Annotated in this window: 21 protein-coding genes; 7 read left to right on the top strand and 14 right to left on the bottom strand. The window is 61.9% G+C overall.

The window, feature by feature from the left end; all coding sequences use genetic code 11:
• The first annotated feature begins 99 nt into the window (after positions 1-99).
• The 4 genes from groES (at position 100) to LQ220_RS03545 (ending at position 5769) form a co-directional block, all read left to right on the top strand.
• The gene (groES, locus tag LQ220_RS03560; RefSeq protein ID WP_230186884.1) at positions 100-387 is read left to right on the top strand and encodes a co-chaperone GroES; all 288 of its coding nucleotides are present in this window, start codon (positions 100-102) and stop codon (positions 385-387) included.
• 124 nt (positions 388-511) lie between these two features.
• Positions 512-2164: a chaperonin GroEL gene (gene groL / locus LQ220_RS03555; RefSeq protein ID WP_230186883.1), complete on the top strand. Its 1653-nt coding sequence runs from the start codon at positions 512-514 to the stop codon at positions 2162-2164.
• Between the two features lie 324 nt (positions 2165-2488).
• The gene (locus LQ220_RS03550; protein ID WP_230186882.1) at positions 2489-3622 is read left to right on the top strand and encodes an acyltransferase; all 1134 of its coding nucleotides are present in this window, start codon (positions 2489-2491) and stop codon (positions 3620-3622) included.
• A 143-nt stretch (positions 3623-3765) separates the two neighbouring features.
• A complete protein-coding gene (locus LQ220_RS03545) occupies positions 3766-5769 on the top strand; it encodes a M13-type metalloendopeptidase (RefSeq protein WP_230187255.1) in 2004 nt (667 codons plus the stop codon).
• Between the two features lie 4 nt (positions 5770-5773).
• On the opposite strand, the gene LQ220_RS03540 is transcribed toward LQ220_RS03545, so the two are convergent.
• The gene (locus LQ220_RS03540) at positions 5774-6778 is read right to left on the bottom strand and encodes an LLM class flavin-dependent oxidoreductase (protein ID WP_230186881.1); all 1005 of its coding nucleotides are present in this window, start codon (positions 6776-6778) and stop codon (positions 5774-5776) included.
• 50 nt (positions 6779-6828) lie between these two features.
• Complete coding sequence (locus LQ220_RS03535) at positions 6829-7260, bottom strand: OsmC family protein (RefSeq protein WP_230186880.1); 432 nt, start codon at positions 7258-7260, stop codon at positions 6829-6831.
• Positions 7261-7445: 185 nt separating this feature from the next.
• Between LQ220_RS03535 and LQ220_RS03530 the strand changes: the two genes are divergently transcribed.
• The gene (locus LQ220_RS03530; RefSeq protein ID WP_230186879.1) at positions 7446-9011 is read left to right on the top strand and encodes a peptidase S10; all 1566 of its coding nucleotides are present in this window, start codon (positions 7446-7448) and stop codon (positions 9009-9011) included.
• A 3-nt stretch (positions 9012-9014) separates the two neighbouring features.
• On the opposite strand, the gene LQ220_RS03525 is transcribed toward LQ220_RS03530, so the two are convergent.
• A complete protein-coding gene (locus tag LQ220_RS03525) occupies positions 9015-10841 on the bottom strand; it encodes an ABC transporter transmembrane domain-containing protein (protein WP_290369007.1) in 1827 nt (608 codons plus the stop codon).
• A 202-nt stretch (positions 10842-11043) separates the two neighbouring features.
• Here LQ220_RS03525 and phaZ point away from each other — a divergent pair, with 202 nt between their 5' ends.
• Positions 11044-12282, top strand: coding sequence for a polyhydroxyalkanoate depolymerase (gene phaZ / locus LQ220_RS03520; protein WP_230186878.1), 1239 nt, complete (start codon positions 11044-11046; stop codon positions 12280-12282).
• A 54-nt stretch (positions 12283-12336) separates the two neighbouring features.
• Here the strand turns inward: phaZ and LQ220_RS03515 are convergent, their stop codons facing one another.
• Positions 12337-13641, bottom strand: a complete 1305-nt coding sequence (locus LQ220_RS03515; protein WP_230186877.1) for a class I SAM-dependent methyltransferase — start codon at positions 13639-13641, stop codon at positions 12337-12339.
• A gap of 111 nt (positions 13642-13752) precedes the next feature.
• Between LQ220_RS03515 and LQ220_RS03510 the strand changes: the two genes are divergently transcribed.
• Complete coding sequence (locus LQ220_RS03510; protein ID WP_230186876.1) at positions 13753-14721, top strand: dipeptide epimerase; 969 nt, start codon at positions 13753-13755, stop codon at positions 14719-14721.
• Here LQ220_RS03510 and LQ220_RS03505 read toward each other — a convergent pair.
• The 10 genes from LQ220_RS03505 to LQ220_RS03460 all read right to left on the bottom strand — a co-directional run bounded on the left by LQ220_RS03505 (position 14718) and on the right by LQ220_RS03460 (position 25887).
• Positions 14718-15182 (bottom strand): GNAT family N-acetyltransferase, encoded by a 465-nt coding sequence (locus LQ220_RS03505; RefSeq protein WP_354956931.1) that lies wholly within the window; start codon positions 15180-15182, stop codon positions 14718-14720. The genes LQ220_RS03510 and LQ220_RS03505 overlap by 4 nt on opposite strands.
• 131 nt (positions 15183-15313) lie before the next feature.
• Positions 15314-16714 (bottom strand): dihydrolipoyl dehydrogenase, encoded by a 1401-nt coding sequence (lpdA, locus tag LQ220_RS03500; RefSeq protein WP_230186875.1) that lies wholly within the window; start codon positions 16712-16714, stop codon positions 15314-15316.
• A gap of 99 nt (positions 16715-16813) precedes the next feature.
• Positions 16814-17083: a GIY-YIG nuclease family protein gene (locus LQ220_RS03495; RefSeq protein WP_290369014.1), complete on the bottom strand. Its 270-nt coding sequence runs from the start codon at positions 17081-17083 to the stop codon at positions 16814-16816.
• 143 nt (positions 17084-17226) lie between these two features.
• Positions 17227-18492 carry a 2-oxoglutarate dehydrogenase complex dihydrolipoyllysine-residue succinyltransferase gene (odhB, locus tag LQ220_RS03490; protein WP_230186873.1) on the bottom strand — a complete coding sequence of 422 codons (1266 nt, stop codon included), beginning with the start codon at positions 18490-18492 and terminating at the stop codon, positions 17227-17229.
• A gap of 9 nt (positions 18493-18501) precedes the next feature.
• Positions 18502-21303, bottom strand: a complete 2802-nt coding sequence (locus LQ220_RS03485) for a 2-oxoglutarate dehydrogenase E1 component (protein WP_230186872.1) — start codon at positions 21301-21303, stop codon at positions 18502-18504.
• Positions 21304-21391: 88 nt separating this feature from the next.
• On the bottom strand, positions 21392-22276 hold the full coding sequence (gene sucD, locus LQ220_RS03480) for a succinate--CoA ligase subunit alpha (RefSeq protein ID WP_230186871.1): 885 nt from the start codon (positions 22274-22276) through the stop codon (positions 21392-21394).
• 92 nt (positions 22277-22368) lie between these two features.
• Entirely contained in the window at positions 22369-23331 is a 963-nt protein-coding gene (gene mdh / locus LQ220_RS03475) for a malate dehydrogenase (RefSeq protein ID WP_230186870.1), read from the bottom strand.
• A 222-nt stretch (positions 23332-23553) separates the two neighbouring features.
• The gene (gene zapE / locus LQ220_RS03470) at positions 23554-24666 is read right to left on the bottom strand and encodes a cell division protein ZapE (RefSeq protein ID WP_230186869.1); all 1113 of its coding nucleotides are present in this window, start codon (positions 24664-24666) and stop codon (positions 23554-23556) included.
• Positions 24663-25097, bottom strand: coding sequence for a PaaI family thioesterase (locus tag LQ220_RS03465; RefSeq protein WP_230186868.1), 435 nt, complete (start codon positions 25095-25097; stop codon positions 24663-24665). The genes zapE and LQ220_RS03465 overlap by 4 nt, the downstream gene beginning before the upstream one ends.
• 4 nt (positions 25098-25101) lie before the next feature.
• Positions 25102-25887, bottom strand: a complete 786-nt coding sequence (locus LQ220_RS03460; protein WP_230186867.1) for a succinate dehydrogenase iron-sulfur subunit — start codon at positions 25885-25887, stop codon at positions 25102-25104.
• Between the last annotated feature and the right edge of the window lie 84 nt (positions 25888-25971).

Here is a 25971-nt window from a genome sequence, read left to right as displayed (position 1 = left end):
GTCGGACCATCGATTGTGGAGCCAAGGGCATGACAATCATGTCCCGTTCGCATCGAGGCCGCTGTCGTTCGTTCCCTTCTCGAAGGGAAAGGCAAATTTATGGCATTCCGTCCGTTGCATGACCGCGTACTGGTCCGTCGCATCGAAGCCGAAGCGAAAACCGCTGGCGGCATCATCATCCCCGACACCGCCAAGGAAAAGCCGCAGGAAGGCGAAGTCGTCTCCGTCGGCACCGGCACCAAGGCCGAAGATGGCAAGGTTACGCCGCTCGACGTCAAGGCTGGCGACAAGATTCTGTTCGGCAAATGGTCGGGCACCGAAGTGAAGGTCGAAGGCGAAGACCTGATCATCATGAAGGAATCGGACATCCTCGGGATCGTTGGCTAACGCCTTGCTTCGTCATCCCAGCGAAAGCGGGGATCCCTCTTCTTGAGGGACGTACGAAGCAGAAAGAATTGAGATCCCAGCTTTCGCTGGGATGACAGTTGAACAATAGCAGAGGTAATTTCTCATGGCTGCAAAAGACGTAAAATTCTCCCGCGACGCGCGTGAGCGCATTCTGCGTGGTGTCGATATCCTGGCCGACGCGGTCAAGGTAACGCTGGGCCCCAAAGGCCGTAACGTGGTCATCGACAAGAGCTTCGGTGCGCCCCGCATCACCAAGGACGGCGTTACCGTCGCCAAGGAAATCGAACTGAAAGACAAGTTCGAGAACATGGGCGCGCAGATGGTCCGCGAAGTCGCTTCGAAGACCAACGACATCGCTGGCGACGGCACGACCACTGCGACCGTATTGGCGCAGGCAATCGTCCGTGAAGGCATGAAGTCGGTTGCTGCCGGCATCAACCCGATGGACCTGAAGCGCGGCATCGATCTGGCCGTTCTCAAGGTTGTCGAAGACCTCAAGGCACGTTCCAAGCCGGTTTCGGGTTCTTCCGAAGTCGCTCAGGTTGGCATCATTTCGGCAAATGGCGACACCATCGTCGGCGAAAAGATTGCCGAAGCCATGGAGCGCGTCGGCAAGGAAGGCGTCATCACCGTTGAAGAAGCCAAGGGCCTCGACTTCGAACTGGACGTCGTGGAAGGTATGCAGTTCGACCGCGGTTACCTGTCGCCTTACTTCATCACGAACCCGGAAAAGATGCTCGTCGAGCTTCAGGATCCTTACATCCTGATCCACGAAAAGAAGCTGTCGAACCTGCAGGCGATCCTTCCCATTCTGGAAGCCGTCGTTCAGTCGGGCCGTCCGCTCCTGATCATCGCCGAAGACATCGAAGGCGAAGCACTGGCGACCCTGGTCGTCAACAAGCTGCGCGGTGGCCTGAAGGTTGCAGCAGTCAAGGCGCCTGGCTTTGGCGATCGTCGCAAGGCGATGCTGGAAGACATCGCGATCCTGACGAAGGGCGAGATGATTTCCGAAGACCTCGGCATCAAGCTCGAAAACGTCACGATCGGTATGCTCGGCACCGCCAAGCGCGTCACGATCGACAAGGACAACACCACCATCGTTGATGGCGCCGGCGATGCCGATGCGATCAAGGGCCGCGTGGAAGCCATCCGTGCGCAGATCGAGAACACGACCAGCGACTACGACAAGGAAAAGCTGCAGGAACGTCTTGCCAAGCTTGCTGGCGGCGTTGCCGTCATCAAGGTCGGCGGTTCGACCGAAGTGGAAGTGAAGGAACGCAAGGATCGCGTCGACGACGCTCTCCACGCTACCCGCGCTGCCGTTGAAGAAGGCATCGTTCCCGGCGGCGGTACGGCTCTGCTGTACGCAACCAAGGCTCTCGAAGGCCTCAAGGGCGCGAACGACGACCAGACCCGCGGTATCGACATCATCCGCAAGGCAATCACTGCACCTGTCAAGCAGATCGCCCAGAACGCAGGCGTCGATGGCGCCGTCGTTGCAGGCAACCTGCTGCGCGAAAATGACGAAACCCGTGGCTACAACGCTTCGACCGACGTCTATGAAAACCTCGTCGCTGCTGGCGTGATCGACCCGACCAAGGTCGTTCGTACCGCTCTGCAGGACGCGGCATCGGTTGCTGGCCTGTTGATCACCACGGAAGCGGCGATCAGCGACAGCCCGAGCGACGACAAGGCCGGTGGCGGCATGCCCGGTGGCATGGGCGGCATGGGTGGCATGGGCGGCATGGACTTCTAAGTCCTGCGGTCACGCACTACGAATTGGGGCCGGGAGAGCGATTTCCCGGCCCTTTTCTTGTGTGGGGGGTGTTGTGGGTGAGACGGCGCGCCTTACGGTCATCCGTCATCCTGAACTTGTTTCAGGATCCATTCCTCCTCTTGGCGCTACGCCTGGGGCACGATGGATCCTGAAACAAGTTCAGGATGACGAGGGTTTATTGGCCTGACGAATGACGGGCGTCGCCATCAATCCCGTCGATACCCCGCCCCACCTCCAAAGGCTGACAATTCCTCCCGCAATCGTTACGCTCCCCGCTCGTTAGAACCGCACCGGAACCCCTGCTTGCCTCCCTCACCCGTTACCCATCCCCGCAACGACGCCATCGGCATTGCCCGCGTCCTCTGTATTCTCGGCGTCGTTTATGTGCATGCCTGGACCGGACGTACGGGGGAGGAACTGGCGCAATTGGTCGGGTCCGGGCAGGAAATGCTGCGCTGGACGCTGATGGAGGGGCTGGGCAAAAGCGCGGTTCCGTTGCTTGGCATGATATCGGGCTATCTGGTCGCCGGATCGCGCCGCGTGCTGGACTGGCGGCAGCATGTCGCCGGGAAGGCACGTACGATCCTGCTGCCGATGCTGCTTTGGAACGCCATTGCGATCCTGTGCGTATCGGGCGCGGCGGCGGCTGGCTGGATACTCGCGCCCACCCCGCACAGCGTGGGCTGGGTAGTCGAGGAAATGCTGGCCCTCACGCGCGCGCCGGACATAAATGTACAGATGCCGTTCCTGCGCGACCTGTTCATCTGCATGATCGTCGCGCCTTTGCTCGTACGCCTTCCGGTGCGCGGCATGGCGCTGCTGGCATTGGCCGTTGCGGCGCTGGCCATCGGGGGATGGCCGCAACCGATATTGCTGCGGCCGATCATCCTGTTCTTCTTCCTGTCGGGGATGATCGCGCGGCGTCTTTCGCTGGCCGAGCGGACTGCTGCGCTCCCGGCTCTGCTGGCGCTGCTGCCCTTCGCGATCCTCGTTCCGGTGAAGGTGGCGCTGTCGCTACCCCCCGCGCCTTTCCCGACAACTCAGCCGCATGCCATGGCGGCGCTGGATCTGGTAACGCGGATCGCGGCTGCACTGTTTTTCTGGCGGATGGCCAATGCGCTGGCGACTTCGAGGATGCGCGATGCATTGCTGGCGATAGAGCCTTATGCGTTCTTCCTCTTCTGCTGCCACCTGATCCTGATCTGGCTTGGTGGACCGTTCATCGGCCAGTGGACCGGGCCTGTGGGATCGCCGCTGTACCCCGCCTTCCTGATTCTCCATCCGCTGCTGGTGCTCGGCGCTTCGATTGTCGTGGCGCAGATCATCCTGCGCATATCGCCTGCCTTTGCCCGGACATTGAGCGGAGGGCGCCTTGCGCCATTACCGAAATCCCCGCCAAAACGCAGCGAACGATTAGAGAAACCGCGCGTCGCGTAACATATTGTCGTTTCGATCAATTTTCGACGAAATGCATGGACAGCAGACGAACGACATCCCCAATATCGTCGCAAATCGACACGAGAGGGACGTCCATGAAAAAATCGATCAGGTTCGCAACCGCCACCGCGCTGGTATTCGCGATGCAGTATCCGGCCCTTGCGCAGCCCGCCAAGACAAGCACGACCACACCCGCATCGACGACCGCGAAGCCGCAACTTGGCACCTATGGCTTCGACACGGCGGGGATGGACCCAACGGTCAAACCGGGCGATGAATTTTACGATCATGCCAATGGCGGCTGGGCACGCAGCCATCCGATCCCGGCGGATAAATCGAGCTTCGGCATGTTCACCGTCCTCGACGACCTTTCCAAGACACGCACCCGCGAAATTCTGGATGCGGCCAAGGGCGATCCGCAAAGCAAGGTCGGCGCAGCCTATGCCAGCTATCTGGACGCAGCGACGGTCGAGGCCAAAGGGCTGGCACCCATCAAGCCGTGGCTGAACGACATCAAGGCTTTGAAGGATCGCAAGGGCTATGCCGCGCTGGTCGCCAAGGCCGCGCGTAACGGCGTAAAGGGTCCGTTCGCGCTCTATGTCGGTCAGGACGACAAGGCCCCCGACACTTACATCGCGCAGATGACCCAGTCCGGCCTCGGCATGCCCGACCGCGATTATTATCTGACCGATAGCGAGAAGATGAAGGCGGATCGCGCCGCCTATGTTGCGCATCTTACCAAGATGCTGGAACTGGCAGGCGAGAACAATGCCGCCGCGCGCGCCACGGCGCTGATGGTGCTGGAAACCGACATCGCCAAAGTGCACTGGACGCGCGTCGACAGCCGCGATGCGGACAAGACCTATAACAAGATGACGCTGACGGAGCTTGCCAAGGCCGCACCGGGTTTCGACTTTGCAGCGTTCCTCAAAGCCAATGGCATTGCTTCGACCGACCTGCTGATTGCTCAGCCCACCGCCTTTACCGGCACCGCCGCGATTCTGGCCAAGGCGCCTATCGACGTTCTGAAAGACGCGCTGCTGATCCGCAGCCTCGAAGCCTATGCCGACGTTCTGCCCGACGCGATCGGCGCACAGAATTTCGCGTTCTATGGCACCACCCTGTCCGGCACGCCGCAGCGCGAGGACCGCTGGAAGCGGGGCATCAACTTCATGAAAGCCAATCTGGGCGAGGAAGTCGGCAAGGTCTACGTCGCCAAATATTTCCCGCCGGAAACGAAGGCCGCCGCCGACGCGCTTGTGAAGAATGTGCTGCTCGCATGGGGTCGCCGCATCGACGGCTTGTCCTGGATGAGTGCGGAGGCCAAGGCGCGCGCACACAAGAAGCTCGCGGCCTTCACGCCCAAGATCGGCTATCCCGACCAGTGGCGCGATTATGCCGGGCTGCAGATCAAGGCAGACGACCTGTTCGGCAATGCCCTGCGCGCCAAGCAATTCGACTTTGCCTATAGCGTCGGCAAGCTGGGCAAGCCCATCTACCGCTGGGAATGGGGCATGACGCCGATGGAAATCAACGCCTATGCCAATTTCGGCATGGTGGAGATCGTCTTCCCCGCCGCTATCCTGCAGCCGCCCTTCTTCGATCCCAATGCCGATCCGGCGGTCAACTATGGCGGCATCGGTGCCGTGATCGGCCATGAACTGAGCCATCATTTCGACGATCAGGGATCGAAATATGACGAAACCGGCAAGCTGGTGCAGTGGTGGACCGATCAGGACGTCGCCAATTTCAAGGCGCTGACCGGCAAGCTCGTGTCGCAATATGACGCCTATGAGCCGTTTCCGGGCGAGCATGTGAAAGGCGCGCTGACGCTGGGTGAGAATATCGGCGATCTGGGTGGTCTGGCCGTGGCGCTGGATGCGTATCACGCTTCGCTAGGCGGCAAGGCTGCGCCGGTGATCGACGGCACGACCGGCGATCAGCGCTTTTTCCTGGGCTGGGCGCAGGTGTGGCGGCGCAACGACCGCGAGGCACGGTTGCGTCAGTTGCTGGTCATCGACCCGCACTCGCCGTCACGCTATCGCACCGACATCGTGCGCAATTTCGATGCGTGGTACGATGCGTTCAAGCCTGCCGCCGATGGCAAGTTGGTGCTGAAGCCTGAGGATCGCGTGAAGATCTGGTAAGCGCTTACGCGGCTTCCAGAGCGCCAATCTGTTCCGCAGCCTCCATCGCAATCGCGATGGAGCGCTTGCGGGCGGCGGGATCGAATATCGCGCCACTGACCATCACTTCGTCGACGCCGGTACGCTTGACGAAGGCAGCAAGGTCGCGCGCCACATCGTCGCGGTCGCCGATGGCGGAGCAGGACAGCACATTGTTCAGCATCGCCTGCGCCTGCGGGGGCAGATTTTCCCGATAGCCTGCAACCGGCGGCTGCATCTTGCCGGGGGTGCCGGTGCGCAGCGCGACGAAGCTTTGCATCATAGAGGTTGCCAGAAATTCCCCTTCCTCGCGCGTATCGGCAGCGAAGATGTTGAAACCGGCCATGGCATAGGGGCGATCAAGCTGCGCCGAAGGGCGGAAATCGCGGCGATAGATGGCCAGCGCGTCATCCAGTGCGTCGGGCGCGAAATGCGAGGCGAAAGCGTAAGGGAGGCCCAATGCTGCCGCGAGTTGCGCGCCGTAGAGGCTGGACCCTAAAATCCACAGTGGAATATCCGCGCCTGCACCGGGCGTCGCGGTGAAGCCAAGGCGGTCGTCGCCTGCGAAATAGGCCTGCAATTCCATGATATCGCGCGGGAACTGATCCGCCCCGCCCGCCAACGTACGCCGCATCGCTTGCGCAACGCGCTGGTCCGATCCGGGTGCGCGACCCAGACCCAGATCGACGCGGCCGGGATACAGTGCCTCCAGCGTGCCGAACTGCTCGGCGATCGCCAGCGGCGCGTGATTGGGCAGCATGATGCCGCCCGCCCCGATGCGAATCGTGGACGTGGCCGCGCCAATATGCGCCAGCACGACAGACGTTGCCGCCGACGCGATCCCGGCCATGCCATGATGCTCGGCTGTCCAATACCGCCGATAGCCCAACGCTTCTGCGGTGCGGGCATAATCGGCGGCATTGGCCAGTGCGGTGGACACGTCGCTCCCCTGCGTAACGGGAACGAGATCGAGGATGGATAAAATGGTCATGCCCCCGATATAGGGCATGATCCGTTGCATTTCACTACCTGAATTGCAAACTATCCTTCGAGCGTTGCGTCGAGCGTGATTTCCGCCTTGAACAGCTTGGATACCGGGCAGTTCGCCTTGGCCTTTGCCGCCAGTTCCTGGAACGTCGCGTCGTCGGTGCCGGGGATGCTGGCCGTCAACGTCAGCGCGATTGCAGTAATCGCGAAACCGCCGTCGGCCTGTTCCAGCGTCACGACGGCCTTGGTCTCCATCTTATCAGCGGTTAGGCCAGCTTCGCCCAGGATCATCGACAACGCCATGGTAAAGCACCCGGCGTGGGCCGCGCCGATCAGTTCTTCCGGATTGGTCCCGGCAACGCCTTCAAACCGCGCGGCAAAGCCATAAGGATGCGCATCGAGTGCGCCGCTCTGCGTCGAAATCGCACCTTTGCCGTCCTTGAGGCCACCGCTCCATACGGCCGATCCGCTACGATTGATTTTCATGACACTGTCTCCTTCGGGTGAACGATCGGTAGGCTATGCCTGCTGCATGACAGGCCAACGACGGGTCGAACGAGCGGGAGGGCGGAAGGCTCCGCGATTTTGGCAGCTGCGGAAAGAGCATTGCACATGCGCAAAGTCTGCGTAAGAATATGCCATCCGATTATCACTTTATTTCAGGGCCTTGCATGACCGCCATTCACACTGCCATCACCGCCGCCATTGCCTTGCTCGCCGCGTCCACGCCCGCTTTCGCGCAGAAGGAAGGCAGCGCGAAAAGCGCCACCGAAGCCAAGGCGGCCAAGACCGCGGAAGATGTCGCAGCAAACTGGACCACAGCGCCGGTCATCGAAGCGAAGACATCGCGCGCGGGCAAGGTGACGGTCGGCGGACGGACCATCGGCTTTACCGAGACCGCAGGAACGCTGACGCTGCGCGACATGAATGGCAAGCCGACCGGCAGCATATTCTACACCGCCTACACCGCGCCCTCCACCAACGGAAAGCGCCGTCCGGTAACGTTCCTCTATAATGGCGGTCCCGGCTCCTCGACGGTTTGGCTGCGGATGGGATCGTTCGCGCCGATGCGTGTCCAGACCAACGAACCGCAGGCCGTGGCCCCTGCCCCCTTCCCCGTTACGGCCAATGAAGACACGCTGATCGGCAGCACCGACATGGTGTTCCTCGACGCGATGGGCGCAGGCTATTCGCGGCCTCTGGGCGATACGCCCGCGTCGGATTTCTATGGCTTCGACAAGGATGTGGATGCCTTTGCGAAGGCAATCACCCGCTATGTCACCGTCAACAAGCGCTGGGGCGATCCCAAATATATCTTCGGCGAGAGCTATGGCACGCCGCGCTCGGCGGCGCTGGCGTACAAGCTGGAGGATCAGGGCATGGCGCTGAACGGGGTCATCCTGTTGTCGTCGATCATGAATTACGGCGTGCGGCAACCGGGGCTGGATGTGGATTTCATTGGCCTCTTCCCCAGCTACGCCGCGACGGCATGGTATCACAACCGGATCGCCGACCGCCCCGCCGATGTCGCCACCATCGTCGAGCAGGCGCGCCAGTTCGCCAACGGCCCCTATAGCGCGGCACTCGCCAAGGGATCGGACATCACCCCTGCCGAGTTGGACAGCGTCGCGCAGCAGATGAGCCGCCTCACCGGCCTGTCGCCCGAGTTCATCAAGCGCGCCAATCTGCGCATCAGCCTCAGCCGTTTCCGCAAGGAGCTGCTGCGCGACAATCGCACGACCATCGGGCGGCTCGATTCGCGCTACACCGGCATGGATGACGATGCGGCAGGCGACCGGCCGGAATATGATGCGTCGAGTACGGGGATCACGGGCCTGTATGTCGGCAGCTTCCTGCAGCGGCTGGGCGACATGGGCTATGACACCGACCTTACCTATCGCCTGAGCGCGCGGGATGGTGCGGACTGGAAGTGGGAACTGTCGCACAAGGCACCCGACGGGTCGACGCAAAGTGTCGTCGATTCCACGGCCGATCTATCCGCCGTGATGCGGATCAACCCCCATCTGCGCGTGCTGTCGCTCAATGGCTATTACGACATGGCGACGCCGTTCTTCGCGACGGAGCAGAGCCTGAAGCACATGATGCTGGACCCGTCGCTACAGAAGAACCTGCAGTTCAAATACTATGAATCGGGCCACATGATCTATCTGAACCCGCAATCGCTCCACCAGATGCGGTTAGACATGGAGCGTTATTATGCGGAGGGCGTGCGCTAGGCGTTACGCCGCCTCGTCGTGAAACTGCAGCCGCGCGAGCTTCGCATAGAGGCCACCCTGCGCGTTGAGCGTGGCGTGGCTGCCCTGTTCGACGATCCGGCCCTGATCCATCACAACGATGCGGTCGGCGGCGCGGATCGTGGCGAGCCTGTGCGCGATGACGATGGTAGTGCGTCCGCGCATCAGCGTGTCTAGCGCGTCCTGCACCAGCCGTTCTGACTGGGCATCCAGCGCGGACGTCGCTTCGTCCAGCAACAGGATCGGCGCATCGCGGAGCAGCGCGCGGGCAATCGCGATACGTTGACGCTGCCCACCCGACAGGCGCGTGCCTGCTTCGCCCATGAAGCTGTCCAGCCCCTGCGGCAGCGCGCGCAGGAAATCCTCGGCATGGGCGGCACGGGCCGCTTCCCACAGCCGGTCGTCGGTCGCGTCCCAATTGCCGTAGCGCAGATTGTCGCGCGCGGACGCCGCGAAGATCACGCTTTCTTGCGGCACCAGCGCCATCATCGCGCGGATATCCGACGGATCGGCATCGCGCAGATCGACATCGTTCAGACGAACAGACCCGCCCTGCGGGTCGTAGAAGCGCTGCGCCAACTGGATCAGCGTCGATTTGCCGGCCCCCGACGGACCGACGACTGCCACTGTTTCGCCGGGTTCGACGGTCAGCGTGAAATCGTCCAGCGCCTTGGCATCGGGTCGGGTCGGGTAAAGGAATGTCACATGGTCGAACGCCAGCTTTGCCCGTTCGATCCGCGGAACAGCGATGGGCTGCGCAGGCGGCGCGATGTCCGGCACTGCAGTCATCAACTCGTTCAGTCGCTCAGCCGCACCCGCACCGCGCAACAAATCGCCCCACGTCTCCGTCAGCGATCCGAATGCACCTGCCACGAGTCCGCTGGTCAGGACAAAGGCGGCAATAGCACCGCCCGACAGCTTGCCGCTCGCCACGTCGATGGCACCCTGCCACATGATCATCGTGACCGCGCCGAAGATCAGGCAGATCACCACGCCAGTCATGATCGCGCGCAAGCGGATGCGGCGGCGCGCAGTTTCGAAACCAAATTCGACTGCGCCCTTGAACCGCGCCGCTTCGCGCTCTTCCTGCCCGAAGGACTGCACGATCCGCATCGCGCCCAACACTTCGGACGTCATGCTGCCGACATCGGCCAGACGATCCTGACTGTTGCGCGAAAGAACGCGCACTTTGCGGCCCATGAAGACGATGGGCAGAATGACGAGCGGTATGCCCAGCAGCATCATGCCCGCCAGCTTGGGCGCCAGCGCAATCATATAGCCGATGCCCAGAACGCCCGTGACGGCATTGCGCAAAGCGACAGAAACCGTCGTTCCCACGACCTGTTCGATGACAGCCGTGTCCGATGTCATGCGCGAGGCAATTTCGGACGGACGATTTTCCTCGAAGAAACGCGGGGCCATCCGCAACAGGTTGCGCTGCACCGCGGCACGGATGTCCGAAACGACGCGCTCACCAAGCCAGGAGACGAAATAATAGCGGCAAGCCGTGGCGATACCCAGCGATATGACAATCAGCAGCAGATACTGGAACCAGCGGCCGATATCGCCGCCCGACCCCCCGCCGGAAAAGCCGCGATCGATGACCAGTTTGAACCCGCTGGGAATCGCCAGCGTAGCCGCCGATGCAAACAGCAGCGCCGTCAGTGCGCTGGCGATGCGGCCCGGATAATTCCGGGCGAAAAGCCACAACATGCCGAGGCTGGCGAGCTTTTTACCGCGCGGCGCCTCCGCCTTGTCCACGATGCCGTTTTGCGTGTCGGGGGTCGTTGCCCCGCTGTTGTCCCTGCTCATGGAAAGTGACCTAGCAGCCCACGCAGGCCCCCTCAATCGCTATTGCTGGTGAAGGACGGTGACCGAGATATTCGTTTCGGTGTTGGCGCATATCGGCACATGCATGCAACGCAATCGATTTATTTACGTTGCAGTGCGATACGAAACAGGCTTTGATGTCAGATCGCTCCTGGAGCGATCCTAGAAGGAATGCAGGTTTATCATGCTTTACAGCGCCTATGAGTTTCAGCGCAACCTCCTCGCCGGGGCAAGCGCGTTTGCCAATGCCGGTGCGGAATTGCTGAACAATCCGGCCAATCCCTTTTCCTATTTTGGCGGCGGGCCGATGCTGGCCTCTGCGCTCGATGTGTTCGCGCACGCCTCTGCACCGCGCGGCAAGCCTGCGTTCGGCCTGCCCACCACCGAAATCGGTGGCAAGACCGTTGCGATCGCCGAAGTCATCGAGGCGCGCAAGCCTTTCGGTCAACTGCGCCATTTCACTCGTGACGGCGTTAAGGCCGGCGATCCCAAATTGCTGATCGTGGCACCGATGTCCGGCCATTTTGCCACGCTGCTGCGCGGCACGGTCGAGCGGATGCTGCCCGGTCATGACGTGTGGATCACCGACTGGCGCGACGCGCGCAACGTCCCGATGTCCGAGGGTACGTTCGATCTGGACGACTATGTCGATTATCTGGTCGGCTGGCTGGAGCATATCGGCCCGGGCGCGCATATGCTGGCGGTCTGTCAGCCGTCTGTGCCGAGCTATGCTGCCGCGTGCCTGATGGCGGCGGACAAGCACCCTGCCCGCCCACGGACGCTGACAATGATGGGCGGACCGATCGACACGCGCGCAGCGCCTACGGCGGTCAATACGCTGGCCACCGAACGGCCCATCGGCTGGTTCGAACAGAATGTCGTGGCGACGGTGCCCTTCAACTATCCCGGCAACGGTCGCCGCGTCTATCCCGGCTTCATGCAGCTTGCCGGGTTCATGACGATGAATCTGGGCGATCACCTCGTCAGCCACTGGGAGATGTTCAAGCATCTGGTCGATGGTGACGATGACAGCGCCGACGCCACCAAGAAATTCTATGAGGAATATCGCTCCGTCTGCGACATGACGGCGGAATTCTACCTCCAGACCGTCAGCGAAGTGTTCCAGAAGCACAGCCTGCCCAAGGGTGAACTGATGCATCGCGGTCGACTGGTCGATCCCGCTGCGCTCAAGGATATAGGCATCCTGGCGATCGAAGGAGAGCGCGACGATATTTCGGGCCTGGGTCAGACCAAGGCGGCGCTGACCATCGCCACCAACCTGCCCGATAGTCACAAGAAATATTATATGGCCGAAAGCGTCGGCCACTATGGCATTTTCAACGGCAGCAAGTGGCGGACGAAGATCGCCCCCGTCGTCGAAGAGTGGATCGCCACGCACAACGGCCAAGTCCAAGACGGCTAAGTCAGAAACATCATTCCGGGCGGCTGAACGCGCGTTCGCCGCCCGTGATTGCGATCAGCTCTCCTGCGGCTTTCGCGCCAGCAACGCGGCCAGCTCCAGCGCACGGCTGGGCGATATCGTCCCGGTCAGCGCCAACGCCTGATCGCCTTCTTCCCAATAGGCAATGTTCTCATTCTCGCGCTTGGTGACCAGCGGCTTTCCCTCGGCAGGGGTTTCCGCCCGACCGGTCAGCAGCGTAACCGACTCGCCCTGGGGCGTCGTCAGCGACAGGGCCACGGCGGACGTGCCCTCGGTCGGGTAAAGCTGCACATCGCGCACTTTCCATCCGGCGGGCAGGGTCGGCAAGCGCAGGCCAGTCGAACGCGCGATCTCTCCGCTGTCCAGATGCGTGCTTTCCACCTGCGACACCATCGCCTGCCGCAACAGGCCCGTGCGGTGCGATGCAGCGGCTTCATCGATGAAACGTGTGTCCGCTGCGCGCGCGGGTTGAGGAAACTCGCCGAGCACGCCATGTCCAATCCAGCCAGTCGCAATCAGCGCAGCGATACCCGCCGCGCGCACCATATGGCGCGTCGGTGTGCCCCGGTCATTGGCGGGTGCAGGCGGCACGCCCACGGCGCGCTTCACGCCGACCAGCGTTCCCTTCGTCCCGTCATGCAATAGGGAAAAATCGATATCCGGCCACCGCTTGCGCCAGCGCCGCGCCACCAGCCGCTCGCCGGGACGCGCCGCATCGTCCAGCAGGATCACGCCGCCGGGTGCCAACCGCCGGAACAGGCTATCCGCCGCACCGCGTACGAGCGGATGAATGCTCCAGGGCGGTCCGTCGATGATGATGAGGTCGATCCGCTCGGGCAGGCGATCCACGCTGTACCAGCGCCCCGGCCAGCCATCGACTTCGGCCTCCAGCGGGGCGTGGCGTATATCGACCGACAAGCCATTGTCCTTCAGCCAGTTGCGCGTCCCTTCGACGAAACCGGCATGCTGATCGAAACTGATCAGCGATCCCCCGCCATGCAGCGCCATCGCCTTGGCCGCAACCAGAGTCGATGCGCCAGCCCCCAGTTCCACCGTCACGGCAGGGCGTAACCGCGCGATGTTCATCACGATATGGCGCAGGAATCCCGTATCGGCTTTCCAGCTTCCCAGATGGGGCAGCGAATCGGGTGCAAGGCCCAGCGCGTTCATTAATGCCCGCTTATCTGCCTTGCTGCCGCCATGCAGGCTCCTCAGCAGCCACGGCCAGCCGATCGCTCCGAAGCTGAGCCGCCATATCCAGTCATTTGCCTTGCGCAAAAAAGGCTGCGCAGAATCGCCCTGAGCAAGGGGCAGCAAGCCGGTAAGCTCTCGTGATGTCACGGTTTGTTTATCCTGGGTTCGGGGGCTCGCTCGTCTCTGTACCGCGCAACCGACGCGCGGGAAAGCCCGCATGGGGTTTGCGCTGCTCGCCAAGCCGCCTAAAGCAATCCGATGGTCGAAATAGTTTCAGCAACAGTCGAACGCTGGCCGGTCGATGGCGCCTTCATCATCAGTCGCGGCGCGAAGACGCATGTCGATGTCATCGTCTGCACCGTAGGTGACGGCACCCATGTCGGGCGCGGCGAAGGCACCGCCATATATTATGAAGGCGAAACGGCGGAGGATTGCGCAGTCGCCATCACTGCGTATCGCGGACCGATGGACCGGGACAGCGTCAACCGGGGCATGGACAGCGGTGCGGCGCGCAACGCGCTCGACTGCGCCCTGTGGGATTATGAAGCGAAACGCACGGGCGTCCCCGTCTGGCAGCGTGCAGGATTGCATGCTCCGGTCGCGGTGCCGACCGCCTTCACGATCAGCCTGAACGATCCCGCACAGATGGAAAAGGATGCACAGACCGCCGCCACGCGCGGCTTTGCCCTGCTGAAATGCAAGCTGACCGGAGAAGGCGACCGTGACCGGATTGCGGCGGTGCGCCGGGGCGCACCCCATGTCCGCCTGATCGTCGACGCCAACGAAAGCTGGGCCGAGATGGATGTGGCGGCGGAAGCAGCCGCGCTGGCCGCGCTGGGCGTTGAGCTGATCGAGCAACCCATCCCGCACGGGCATGAGGAGATGCTGAGGGGGGTGCAATCGCCAGTGCCGTTCTGCGCGGACGAAAGCGTTCATACGCGCGACGATCTGAACAAGCTTACTGGCTTTTCGGCAGTGAACGTCAAGCTCGACAAGGCCGGTGGCCTGACCGAAGCGCTGGCCCTGACCGCAGCGGCGCGCGCGCGCGGGCTGCGCATCATGCTGGGCTGCATGCTCGGCACATCGCTGGGCATTGCGCCCGCATTCCTTGCGGCACAGGGCGCGGATTGGGTCGATCTGGACGGTGCGCTATTGCTCGCCAAGGACCGCGCGGGTGCCTTGGCAATGCGCGACGGCATGCTGTTGCCGGGGAATTTGTGGGGTTAAACCCGTCTGAGCACCGTTGCCGTAATCGACTGATGCACCGCAAAACCGAGCGACTGGTACAAGGCGATGGCAGCCGCATTCGTCGCGTAGCTGTGAAGAAACGGCTTTTCGTTGCGCGCCAATATGCGCGATGCCACGACGCGCATCAGAAAACCGGCATAGCCCCGGCCACGACAGTCCGGCTGTGTGCACACGCCGCTGATTTCCGTAAAGGGCCCGGGCTTCATCCGCTCCCCGGCCATGGCGAGCAGCCGTCCATTTTCGCGAATGCCGACGAAGCCGCCTAGCCGATGCGTCTTTTCGGCAAAAGGTCCGGGTGCGGTGAGCGTCGCCAACGCCAGCATGTCGGCTGCGTCGGCATCGTCCAGATCCTGAACATCGAAACTCCCGGTTGGGGGCGTGACCGATGTCGCGACCATTTGGACGCACAAGGCGCTGCGGACGACTACGATACCGCGCAAAGCGTAGCGCCTTAGCTCCGCCGATGGCGAGGGCCGATTGGCGCCCGGTCAGTGCAGACCAGACCGGGCGATCCAGCACTCGGTCCGGGTCCGTCAATCCCGCATCCGCCATCTGCAGCCTCCGCCGGGAATTACATGTGGATGGGCTTGCCCTGCACGGCCATCGACGCTTCCTTGAACGCTTCGGCGTGGGTGGGATGCGCGTGGCAGGTGTAGGCGATGTCTTCGGACGATGCACCGAATTCCATGGCCTGCGCCGCTTGGGCAATCATGTCGCCGGCGGGCGACGCGATGATCCAGACGCCCAGCACCTTGTCGGTATCCGCGTCGGCAATGACCTTCACGAAGCCTTCAGTGTCGCGGATCGCCTTGGCACGGCTGTTCGCCATCATCGGGAACTTGCCGACCTTGACCGCGCCGCGTTCCTTCGCGGCCTCTTCGGTCAGGCCGACGCCTGCGATTTCGGGATGGGTGTAGACGACCGAGGGAATGACATCGTGGTTTACGATGCCCGTCAGCCCTGCGATGTTTTCCGCCACGGCAACGCCTTCGTCCTCCGCCTTATGCGCGAGCATCGGGCCGGGGATCACGTCGCCGATAGCCCAAACGCCGGCAACCTTGGTGCCGAACTCATGGTCGGTTTCGATCTGGCCGCGCTTGTTGAGCTCCAGCCCGATCTTGTCGAGACCCAGCCCGTCGGTATTGGGCTTGCGACCGATGGCGACCAGCACCACGTCCGCTTCGATAGCCGTCGCGTCGCCGCCAGCGGCAGGCTCGACCGACACGGTGGCTTTCTTGCCCTTCACCGACACGCCGGTCACCTTGGTGCCGGTCTTGATGTCGAAGCCTTGCTTCTTGAAGATCTTGGCCGCTTCCTTGCGCACGTCGCCGTCCATGCCGGGCAGGATCTGGTCGAGATATTCGACAACCGTGACCTTCGCACCCAGACGCCGCCAGACCGAGCCAAGCTCCAGCCCGATCACGCCGCCACCGATGACGACCATATGCTCAGGCACCTTGGGCAGCGCCAGCGCGCCGGTCGAATCGACGACGATACCCTTGGCATTGTCGACTTCGACACCCGGCAATGGCGTTACCGAGGAACCCGTTGCGATGACGATGTTCTTCGCCGTCACGGTCTTGCCCGCAACGTCTACGCTATGCGCATCCTTGAACGTAGCCAGACCCTTGATCCAGTCGACCTTGTTCTTCTTGAACAGGAATTCGATACCGCCCGTCAGGCTCTTTACCGCATCATCCTTGTCGGCCAGCATCGCGGGCAGATCCAATTCGACATTGCCGATCTTGATACCATGCTTGAGCAACGCGCCCGAGGCGGCCGCGTCAAAATGATGCGAAGCGTTGAGCAGCGCCTTCGACGGGATGCAGCCAACGTTTAGGCACGTGCCGCCCAGCGTCGAACCCGACTCGACACAGGCCGTCTTCAGACCAAGCTGCGCCGCGCGGATCGCCGCCACATAACCACCCGGCCCCGCGCCGATCACCAGCACATCATAATCAAATTCGGCCATTCTTCACCTCGCTTATGTGTTCCTGCGAAGGCAGGAACCCAGTAATGGTGCAACGCTTGCGCGCCTGGACATTTCCCGCTCCCGCCTGCGCAAGAGCACCTAACTTGCTATTTCATCGAACAGATCGCGCCAATCAGGATTTGCGTCCTCGATCAGATTGATTTTCCATTCGCGCTTCCATTTCTTCATTTGCAATTCGCGTTGTCTGGCTTCCTGCAAATCATCATGACATTCAAACCAAACCAGTCGGTAGCAGCGATATTGTTTGCTGAACCCATCGCCCAGACCGTTGCGATGCTGCCATGCCCGCTGGGCCAAATCGCTGGTCACGCCCAGATACAGCGTGCCATTCTTATTGCTGGCCATCAGGTAGACGAAACCGCGCTTCGTAGACTGTCTCCATTATCAAACGTGTTCCAGAGCAGTGCAGATCCCAGTAATCGGATGAAGCACTCAGGCGGTGCTATTTACTGGGTTCCTGCCTGCGCAGGAACACGGTTGTTATGGGTGGCTCACAAATCGATCAGCAACCGCGTCGGATCTTCGATCGCGTTCTTCACCGCGACCAGGAACGTCACGGCTTCGCGACCGTCGATCAGGCGGTGGTCGTAGCTCAATGCCATGTACATCATCGGGCGGATTACGATCTGACCGTCGCGGACGACGGCGCGGTCTTCGATGCGGTGCAGGCCCAGCACGGCGCTTTGCGGGGTGTTGATGATCGGCGTGGACATCAGCGATCCGAATACACCGCCGTTGGAGATGGTGAAGGTGCCGCCCTTCATGTCTTCCATGGTCATCGTGCCGTCCTTGGCCTTCTTGCCGAAGTCGCCGATGGTCTTTTCGACTTCCGCGACACTCATGCTTTCGGCGTTGCGGATCACGGGCACGACCAGACCGTTGGGCGCGCTAACCGCGACCGAGATGTCGGCATAATCGTGGTAGACGATTTCATCGCCGTCGATCTGCGCATTGACGCCGGGGATGTCGCGCAGGGCCATCGTCACCGCCTTGGTGAAGAAGCCCATGAAGCCGAGGCGTACGCCATGCTTCTTTTCGAACAGATCCTTGTACTTCGCGCGCGCTTCGATGACGGCGGTCATGTCCACGTCGTTGAAGGTGGTGAGCAGCGCAGCGGTTTCCTGCGCGGTCTTGAGACGCTTGGCGACAGTCTGGCGCAGGCGCGTCATGCGCACACGCTCCTCGCCGCGACCGGGCGCGGACGGCGCAGCGGCAGCAGCAGGCGCTGCGCTGGCGGCGGAAGCGACAGCGGCTTTCGCTGTGCCGTCAGCAACGGCGGCGGCGACGTCGTCCTTGGTCAGACGACCGTCCTTGCCGGTGCCCTTGATCTTGCTCGGGTCGAGACCATGTTCCAGCACCATGCGGCGCACGGCGGGCGACAGCGTCAGATTGCCGCCTTCGCTGTCGTCGTCCTCCGCAGGCGCCGAGGCTGCAGGTGCAGGCGCCGCCGATTCTGCCTTGGCAGCCGGTGTGGGGGCCGGTGCAGCGGCGGCAGCGGGCGCAGGCGCGGCAGCAGCACCGCCCGCTTCAATGACCGCGATTACCGCGCCAACATTGACGGTATCGCCTTCCTTGACGAGTTGCTGGCCCAGCACACCCGCGACGGGCGACGGCACATCGACTGCGACCTTATCGGTTTCAAGGCTGCAAATAGCCTCATCGAGCGCCACCGCATCGCCGGGCTTTTTCAGCCATGCGCCAACGGTTGCTTCGGTTACGGATTCGCCCAGCGTGGGGACTTTGACTTCGGTTGCCATGATGCTGATTTAGCCCTTCTTCTGGCGACGGATTTCTTCGCGCACACTGTGGCCGAGTGCATCGGCTACCAGCGCGCCCTGTTCGGCGATGTGACGTTTGGCGAGGCCGGTGGCGGGCGATGCCGATGCCTTGCGGCCCGCATAGCGCGCCCGCATCGGTGCCTTGCCTGCGTCGTGCAGGCTCTGCTCGATGAACGGCTCGACAAAGAACCAGCCGCCATTGTTGCGCGGCTCTTCCTGACACCAGACGACTTCTTCAAGGTTCGTCATCCGCTTGATGCGAATGGCGAGCGCTTCGGTCGGGAACGGATAGAGTTGCTCCACGCGGACGATCTGCGTGTTCTTGTCGCCAGCGGCATCGCGTGCTTCGATCAGGTCATAGGCGACCTTGCCGCTGCACAGGACAAGACGCTTGGTGTCCTTGTCGGATGCCGGATTGGTATCCGACAGCAAGCGCATGAAGTGCGTATCGCCCTGGAAATCCTCCGCCTTGCTCACCGCCAGCTTGTGCCGCAGCAGCGACTTGGGCGTCATGATGATCAGCGGCTTGCGGAACGACCGCAGCATCTGGCGACGCAGGATGTGGAAGTAGTTCGCAGGCGTCGTGCAGTTGGCGACCTGAATATTGCCTTCCGCGCAAAGCTGCAGATAGCGTTCCAGACGCGCAGAGCTATGTTCCGGCCCCTGCCCTTCATAGCCATGCGGCAACAGCATCACGAGGCCGTTGGCGCGCAGCCACTTGGATTCGGACGACGCGATATACTGATCGATGATGATCTGCGCGCCGTTCGAAAAGTCGCCGAACTGCGCTTCCCACAGCACGAGGCACTTCGGATCGGCCAGCGCATAGCCATATTCGAAACCGAGCACACCATATTCGGACAGCGGCGAATCCAGCACTTCGAAATGGCCATGCGGCACGGTCGACAGCGGAATATATTTCGCTTCGGTGTCCTGATCGACCCATACCGAATGCCGCTGACTGAACGTCCCGCGACCCGAATCCTGACCCGAGAGGCGCACGCCATAGCCTTCAGACAACAGCGAACCGAAGGCCAGTGCCTCGCCAGTCGCCCAGTCGAAGTTCGCGCCGGTTTTGAACATCTCCGCCTTGGCGTCGAGGATACGGCGCAGCGTCTTGTGGATGTTGTGCGTTGCCGGAACGGTGGTCAACGTCCGGCCCAGGCTGTCGAACAGCTTGGACGATATCGCTGAATCGATGCTCTTGCGGTCGGTTTCGATGTCCGCAGGCTGCGACAGGCCAGACCAGCGTCCGGCAAACCAGTCCGCCTTGTTGGCCTTGTAGCTCTTGGCCGCTTCGAATTCGCCTTCCAGATGGTCGACAAATTCCTTGGTGGTCGCGGCGATGAACGTATCGTCGATCACGCCCTGCGCCTTCAGCCGTTCGGCGTACACGTCACTGACCGGCGGATGCTGGCGGATCTTCGCGTACATCAGCGGTTGCGTGAAACTGGGCTCGTCGCCTTCGTTATGGCCGAAGCGGCGATAGCACCACATGTCGATCACGATGTCGCGGTGGAAGGTCTGGCGATATTCGATGGCCAGCTTGCACGCGAAGGTCACGGCCTCGGGATCGTCGCCATTGACGTGCAGAATCGGCGCCATGATCCCCTTCGCCACGTCGCTGGGATAAGGCGAGGAGCGCGCGAATTGCGGGCTGGTGGTGAAGCCCACCTGATTGTTGATGACGAAGTGGATGCAGCCGCCGGTATTGTACCCGCGAATGCCGGAGAAGCCGAGGCATTCCCAGACGATCCCCTGCCCTGCAAAGGCTGCGTCGCCATGGATCAGCACCGGCAACACCTGCGCATGTTCGGCCAGATCGTCGCGGAACACCTGCTGCGCGCGGACTTTGCCCAGCACCACCGGATCGACGGTTTCCAGATGCGAGGGGTTGGGAACCAGGCTCATGTGGACCTTCGTCCCGCCGAATTCGCGGTCGGTGGAGGTGCCAAGATGGTATTTAACATCGCCCGATCCGCCGACATCTTCGGGATTGGCCGTGCCACCCGAGAATTCGTGGAAGATCACGCGGAAACCCTTGGCCATCACATTGGCCAGCACGTTCAGGCGACCGCGGTGGGCCATGCCGTACACGATTTCCTTCACGCCCTGCGCGCCACCATATTTGATGACAGCTTCGAGCGCCGGGATCATGGATTCGCCGCCGTCCAGACCGAAACGCTTGGTGCCGACATATTTGCGGCCCAGGAATTTTTCGTACTGCTCGCCGTGGATGACCTTGGTCAGGATCGCCTTCTTGCCTTCGGGCGTGAATTCGATTTCCTTGTCCTTGCCTTCCATGCGTTCTTGCAGGAAGCGACGCTCTTCGACGTCGGCAATGTGCATATACTCAAGGCCGACATTGCCGCAGTAGTTCGCGCGCAGGATGTCGACCATTTCACGCACGGTCGCATATTCCAGGCCGAGTGCGCCGCCCAGATAGACTTTCTTATCGAGCGCACTGCCCGAAAAACCGTGATATTCCGGCGTCAGATCGGCCGGCAGCTCACGCTGCGACAGGCCCAGCGGATCGAGATTCGCGGCCAGATGCCCGCGCACGCGATAGGTGCGGATCAGCATCATGGCGCGGATCGAATCGCCCGCTGCTTCGGCCACATCCTTATCGGACACTGCCTTGCCGGACGCAGCGGCCTTCGCCTTGATCTCGACCGCCATCTGCGTGGGGTCGAGGGCAGCCGTCAGTGCGTCGGTATCCTGTGGGGGCCAGTTGGGCTTGGCCCAGCTTGGACCCTGCTCGACTTCAAATTCCTGACCTTCGTAACCCATATTCCGTCCAATCTTGCGCATCCCCGCGTGCAGTCGCGGAACGCCAGCGCAAACCGGGGGTGCAGCCCCGGTTCGCGTTCGGGCCAGATTAGCCCTTCAGTACTTGTAGCAAAGTTGTGCCGAGTTCGGACGGACTGGGCGAAACACGGATGCCCGCTGCCTCCATCGCTGCGATCTTGCTTTCCGCGTCACCCTTGCCGCCAGACACGATTGCACCGGCATGGCCCATGCGACGGCCCGGAGGCGCCGTGCGGCCCGCGATGAAGCCAGCCATCGGCTTTTTGCGACCGCGCTTGGCTTCGTCGATGAGGAACTGAGCCGCCTGCTCTTCCGCATCGCCGCCGATTTCACCGATCATGATGATCGATTCGGTGGCGTCGTCGGCCAGGAACAGTTCCAGCACGTCGATGAAGTTGGTGCCGTTCACCGGATCGCCGCCGATGCCGACAGCCGTCGTCTGGCCAAGGCCCGCGTTCGACGTCTGGAACACCGCTTCATAAGTGAGCGTGCCGGAGCGCGAGACTACGCCGACGCTGCCCTTCTTGAAGATGGAACCGGGCATGATGCCGATCTTGCATTCACCAGGCGTCAGCACGCCGGGGCAGTTCGGGCCGATCAGGCGTGACTTGCTGCCGGAAAGCGCACGCTTCACGCGCACCATGTCGAGCACGGGAATGCCTTCGGTGATGCAGACGATCAGCGGGATTTCCGCGTCGATGGCTTCCAGAATGGAGTCAGCCGCGAATGGCGGCGGAACGTACACGACCGAAGCATCTGCGCCGGTTGCCGTCTTGGCCTCCAGCACGGTGTCGTACATCGGCAGGCCGATGTGAGTCTGACCGCCCTTGCCGGGGGTCACACCCGCAACCATCTGCGTGCCGTAGGCCAGCGCTTGTTCGGTATGGAAGGTGCCGGTCGCGCCGGTCATCCCTTGCGTGATGACTTTGGTATTCTTGTTGACGAGGATAGACATGCTTGCCCCTTCGTGGAGGTGAGTGGCATTTTCATCCTAATCGACCGGCCCCGGGCTGCACACTTTTCCTGGGGAGGTCGGTGCAGCTCGTATCAGTTCAGCGAGGGATCGATACCCTTGCACGCAACCAGCAGTTCCTTCACCGCGTCCACCGACACGGTCAGGTTCGCCTTGGCTTCGTCGGTCAGCGCGATTTCGATGACTTCCTCGACACCGCCTGCGCCGATCACGACGGGCACGCCGACATACAGGCCGTCAACGCCATATTTGCCTTCGACATAAGCGGCGCAGGGCAGGACGCGCTTTTCGTCGCCTAGATAGGCTTGCGCCATGGCGATGCCGCTGGTGGCGGGCGCGTAGAATGCCGAGCCGGTCTTGAGCAGCGCGACGATCTCGCCGCCACCCGAACGGGTGCGTGCGACGATGGCGTCGATGCGCTCCTGCGTGGAACGGCCCATTTTGATGAGGTCGGGAATGGGGATGCCTGAAACGGTCGAATATTCGATCACCGGCACCATGGTATCGCCATGACCGCCCAGCACGAAGCTGGTCACGTCCTTGATCGACACCTTGAACTCGTCGGCCAGAAAGTGGCTGAAACGCGAGCTGTCGAGGACGCCCGCCATGCCGACGACCTTGTTATGCGGCAGGCCGGAGAATTCGCGCAGCGCCCACACCATCGCGTCGAGCGGGTTGGTGATGCAGATGACGAATGCGTCAGGCGCGTTGGCCTTGATGCCTTCGCCCACGGCCTTCATGACCTTGAGGTTGATACCCAGCAAGTCGTCGCGGCTCATGCCGGGCTTGCGAGCAACACCGGCGGTGACGATGATGACGTCCGCGCCCGCGATATCGGCATAATCGTTGCTGCCGGTAATCTGCGAGTCGAATCCTTCGACCGGGCCGCACTGCGACAGGTCGAGCGCCTTGCCCTGGGGAACGCCCTCAACCACATCGAAGAGGACGATGTCGCCCAGGCCCTTCAATGCCGCGAGATGCGCGAGCGTACCGCCGATATTGCCAGCGCCGATCAGCGCGATCTTCTTACGGGCCATTGTCATCCTCCAAAGGTTACGAACTTGGAATTGGAGGACCGCTTAAGCCGAATAAGTTAAGGTTTCAACTGCGCAAAGTGACCAGGTTGCAATTATCTTTGCAATTCATTCGCAATTGCATTAGTGCAGCGTACAGCTGTTTCCCCCTCGCCTCCACCCCAAGGCGAATCTCCCTGAGACAGCGCTCAACTGGCGAGGTGCTCCCCCTGCGGAGCGCCTCGCCTATTTTTCACCATGGCCCAAAGCGAGATATTCGTCCGACTGCATCTCCATCAGGCGGGACACGGTGCGCTCGAACTCGAAGGCGCCATCGCCCGTGGGATAGAGGGCAGTCGGCACAGCATCGGCGGACGCCAGCAACTTCACCTTATATTCGTACAGCGCATCGATCAGCGTGACGAACCGTGCTGCCTCATTGCGGTTTTCCGGGCCGAGCACCGGAATCCCGACGATGATGACAGCATGATACCGCCGCGCGATCGCCAGATAATCGCTCGCCCCGCGCGCTTCGGCACAGAGCCGCTTGAACGAAAAGGCCGCCAAGCCTTTCAGGCTCTTGGGCACATGCAGTGTCCGCCCGCCGCCCACCGGCAGTTCTTCGGTCGGGACATGCGCCCGGTCGCTTGGCGGATAGTCGGTCAGGCGAAAGAATGCCGCGCTCAGCGCCGCAGTCGCTTCCGGTCCATTCGGCACATGCCACAAGGTCGCATCGCCCAGCCGGTCGCGGCGATAATCGGTCGGCCCGTTGAGACCCAGCACATCCAGGCGATCCTTGATGAGGTCGATAAACGGCAGGAACAACTGACGGTTCAGCCCATCCTTGTAGAGATCGTCGGGCGGGCGGTTGGACGTGGTGACGATGGTCACGCGCGCCGCGATCAGCCCCGCGAACAGCCGCGACATGATCGCCGCATCGGCCATATTGTTGACGACCATTTCGTCGAAGCACAGCAACTGCGCCTCATCCTTCAGCGCTTCGACAACCGGAGGAATGGGATCGCCTGTCTCGCTCTTGCGCGCTTCGGCCAGCCGCGCATGGACGTCGATCATGAATTCGTGGAAATGCACCCGCCGCTTGAGCCGCACCTGCACACAATCATGGAACAGGTCCATCAGCATGGACTTCCCGCGCCCGACGCCGCCCCACATATAAACGCCGCGTGGCGGTTCCGGCAGCTTGCGCAGCATCCGCCACAGCGTCGATCCGCGCGGTGGCACAGCCTCCAGCTCCTGCTGCAGCGCATCCAGCCGGTGCGCCGCGGCTTCCTGATCGGGATCGGCCCGCAATTCGCCAGCCGCGATCAGCGCATGATAGCGAGCCAGAACGCCGGTCATCGGGCCGTTACCTTCCGCAGCACGCCCGTTCCGTGCACCAGAACGGCATCGCCTTGCCGCAGGACGATTCGCAGAAACTGCATCCGGCCCGTTTCGCGCATCAATCCGACTTCACCGTCGATGGGCGCGCCGACATGGCCGCTATCGGGATAATCTATCGCCATGGAAACGGTCACGCAATCGGGCCGCCCGGTCGCAGCATAGAACAGGATGCCCAGACAATTTTCGGCAAGGCCGGCCAGAAATGCGCCATGCAGGCCACCCAGCTTATTGCCTGCCATCGCGGGCGGATCGACGCGAAAATGCGCAAAGTCCGGCCGCTCGGTGCGAAAAAGGACGGCGGGCCACAGCTCTGGCCATGTTCCCGTCCCCGTAAAATCGAACGACCGCCAGACGGACTCGTCTGCCTTACTATCGGGAGCCTCGGTCACACAATCAAAGCGCGCGTTCGACCATCATCTTCTTGGTCTCGGCAATCGCCTTCGCCGGGCTGAGACCCTTGGGGCAGACATTGGCGCAGTTCATGATGGTGTGGCAGCGATACAGGCGGAAGGGGTCTTCCAGCTCGTCGAGACGCTCGCCAGTATATTCGTCGCGGCTATCCGCCAGCCAGCGATAAGCCTGCAACAAGATCGCGGGGCCGAGGAACTTGTCGCTGTTCCACCAGTAGGATGGGCAGGATGTCGAGCAGCAGGCGCACAGGATGCACTCGTACAGACCGTCCAGCTTTTCGCGATCTTCAGGGGACTGGAGGCGTTCCTTGCCCGATGGCGGCGGCGTCACGGTTTGCAGCCACGGCTTGATCGAGCTGTACTGCGCGTAGAAATGCGTGAAGTCAGGCACCAGATCCTTGATCACGTCCATATGCGGCAGCGGCGTGATCTTCACTTCGCCCGCGCAATCCTCGATCGCGGTGGTGCAGGCGAGGCCGTTCTTGCCGTTGATGTTCATCGAGCACGACCCGCAAATGCCTTCGCGGCACGAGCGGCGGAAGGTCAGCGTCGGATCCTGCTCGCTCTTCATCTTGATGAGCGCGTCGAGTACCATCGGGCCGCAGCTATCGAGATCGATTTCGAACGTGTCGTAACGGGGGTTCTCACCGCTATCGGGATCGTAGCGATAGACCTTGAACTTTTTGACGTTGGAGGCGCCTTCAGCCTTGTATGTCGTTGCGCCCTTGCCGTTGATGCGGCTGTTCGCAGGCAGTCTGAATTCGGCCATGATCGTCGTGTCCCGTATGAGTCCCGATGCGGACCCCTCAACAATATGGGGACGGCTTAGTCAAGGTACCACAGGCGATGACAG

Source organism: Sphingobium sp. CECT 9361, from assembly GCF_918741285.1.
Classification (GTDB): domain Bacteria; phylum Pseudomonadota; class Alphaproteobacteria; order Sphingomonadales; family Sphingomonadaceae; genus Sphingobium.
This window is presented reverse-complemented; position numbering and strand designations above follow the sequence as displayed.

Coding starts and splice junctions, on each gene's coding strand:
- groES (WP_230186884.1), top strand. CDS start 100: ATGGCATTCCGTCCGTTGCATGACCGCGTACTGGTCCGTCGCATCGAA.
- zapE (WP_230186869.1), bottom strand. CDS start 24,666: ATGACCGGCGTTCTGGCTCGCTATCATGCGCTGATCGCGGCTGGCGAA.
- phaZ (WP_230186878.1), top strand. CDS start 11,044: ATGCTTTACAGCGCCTATGAGTTTCAGCGCAACCTCCTCGCCGGGGCA.
- odhB (WP_230186873.1), bottom strand. CDS start 18,492: ATGGCAACCGAAGTCAAAGTCCCCACGCTGGGCGAATCCGTAACCGAA.
- mdh (WP_230186870.1), bottom strand. CDS start 23,331: ATGGCCCGTAAGAAGATCGCGCTGATCGGCGCTGGCAATATCGGCGGT.
- LQ220_RS03540 (WP_230186881.1), bottom strand. CDS start 6,778: ATGACCATTTTATCCATCCTCGATCTCGTTCCCGTTACGCAGGGGAGC.
- LQ220_RS03525 (WP_290369007.1), bottom strand. CDS start 10,841: ATGAGCAGGGACAACAGCGGGGCAACGACCCCCGACACGCAAAACGGC.
- LQ220_RS03535 (WP_230186880.1), bottom strand. CDS start 7,260: ATGAAAATCAATCGTAGCGGATCGGCCGTATGGAGCGGTGGCCTCAAG.
- groL (WP_230186883.1), top strand. CDS start 512: ATGGCTGCAAAAGACGTAAAATTCTCCCGCGACGCGCGTGAGCGCATT.
- LQ220_RS03510 (WP_230186876.1), top strand. CDS start 13,753: ATGGTCGAAATAGTTTCAGCAACAGTCGAACGCTGGCCGGTCGATGGC.
- sucD (WP_230186871.1), bottom strand. CDS start 22,276: ATGTCTATCCTCGTCAACAAGAATACCAAAGTCATCACGCAAGGGATG.
- LQ220_RS03530 (WP_230186879.1), top strand. CDS start 7,446: ATGACCGCCATTCACACTGCCATCACCGCCGCCATTGCCTTGCTCGCC.
- lpdA (WP_230186875.1), bottom strand. CDS start 16,714: ATGGCCGAATTTGATTATGATGTGCTGGTGATCGGCGCGGGGCCGGGT.
- LQ220_RS03460 (WP_230186867.1), bottom strand. CDS start 25,887: ATGGCCGAATTCAGACTGCCTGCGAACAGCCGCATCAACGGCAAGGGC.
- LQ220_RS03545 (WP_230187255.1), top strand. CDS start 3,766: ATGCAGTATCCGGCCCTTGCGCAGCCCGCCAAGACAAGCACGACCACA.
- LQ220_RS03485 (WP_230186872.1), bottom strand. CDS start 21,303: ATGGGTTACGAAGGTCAGGAATTTGAAGTCGAGCAGGGTCCAAGCTGG.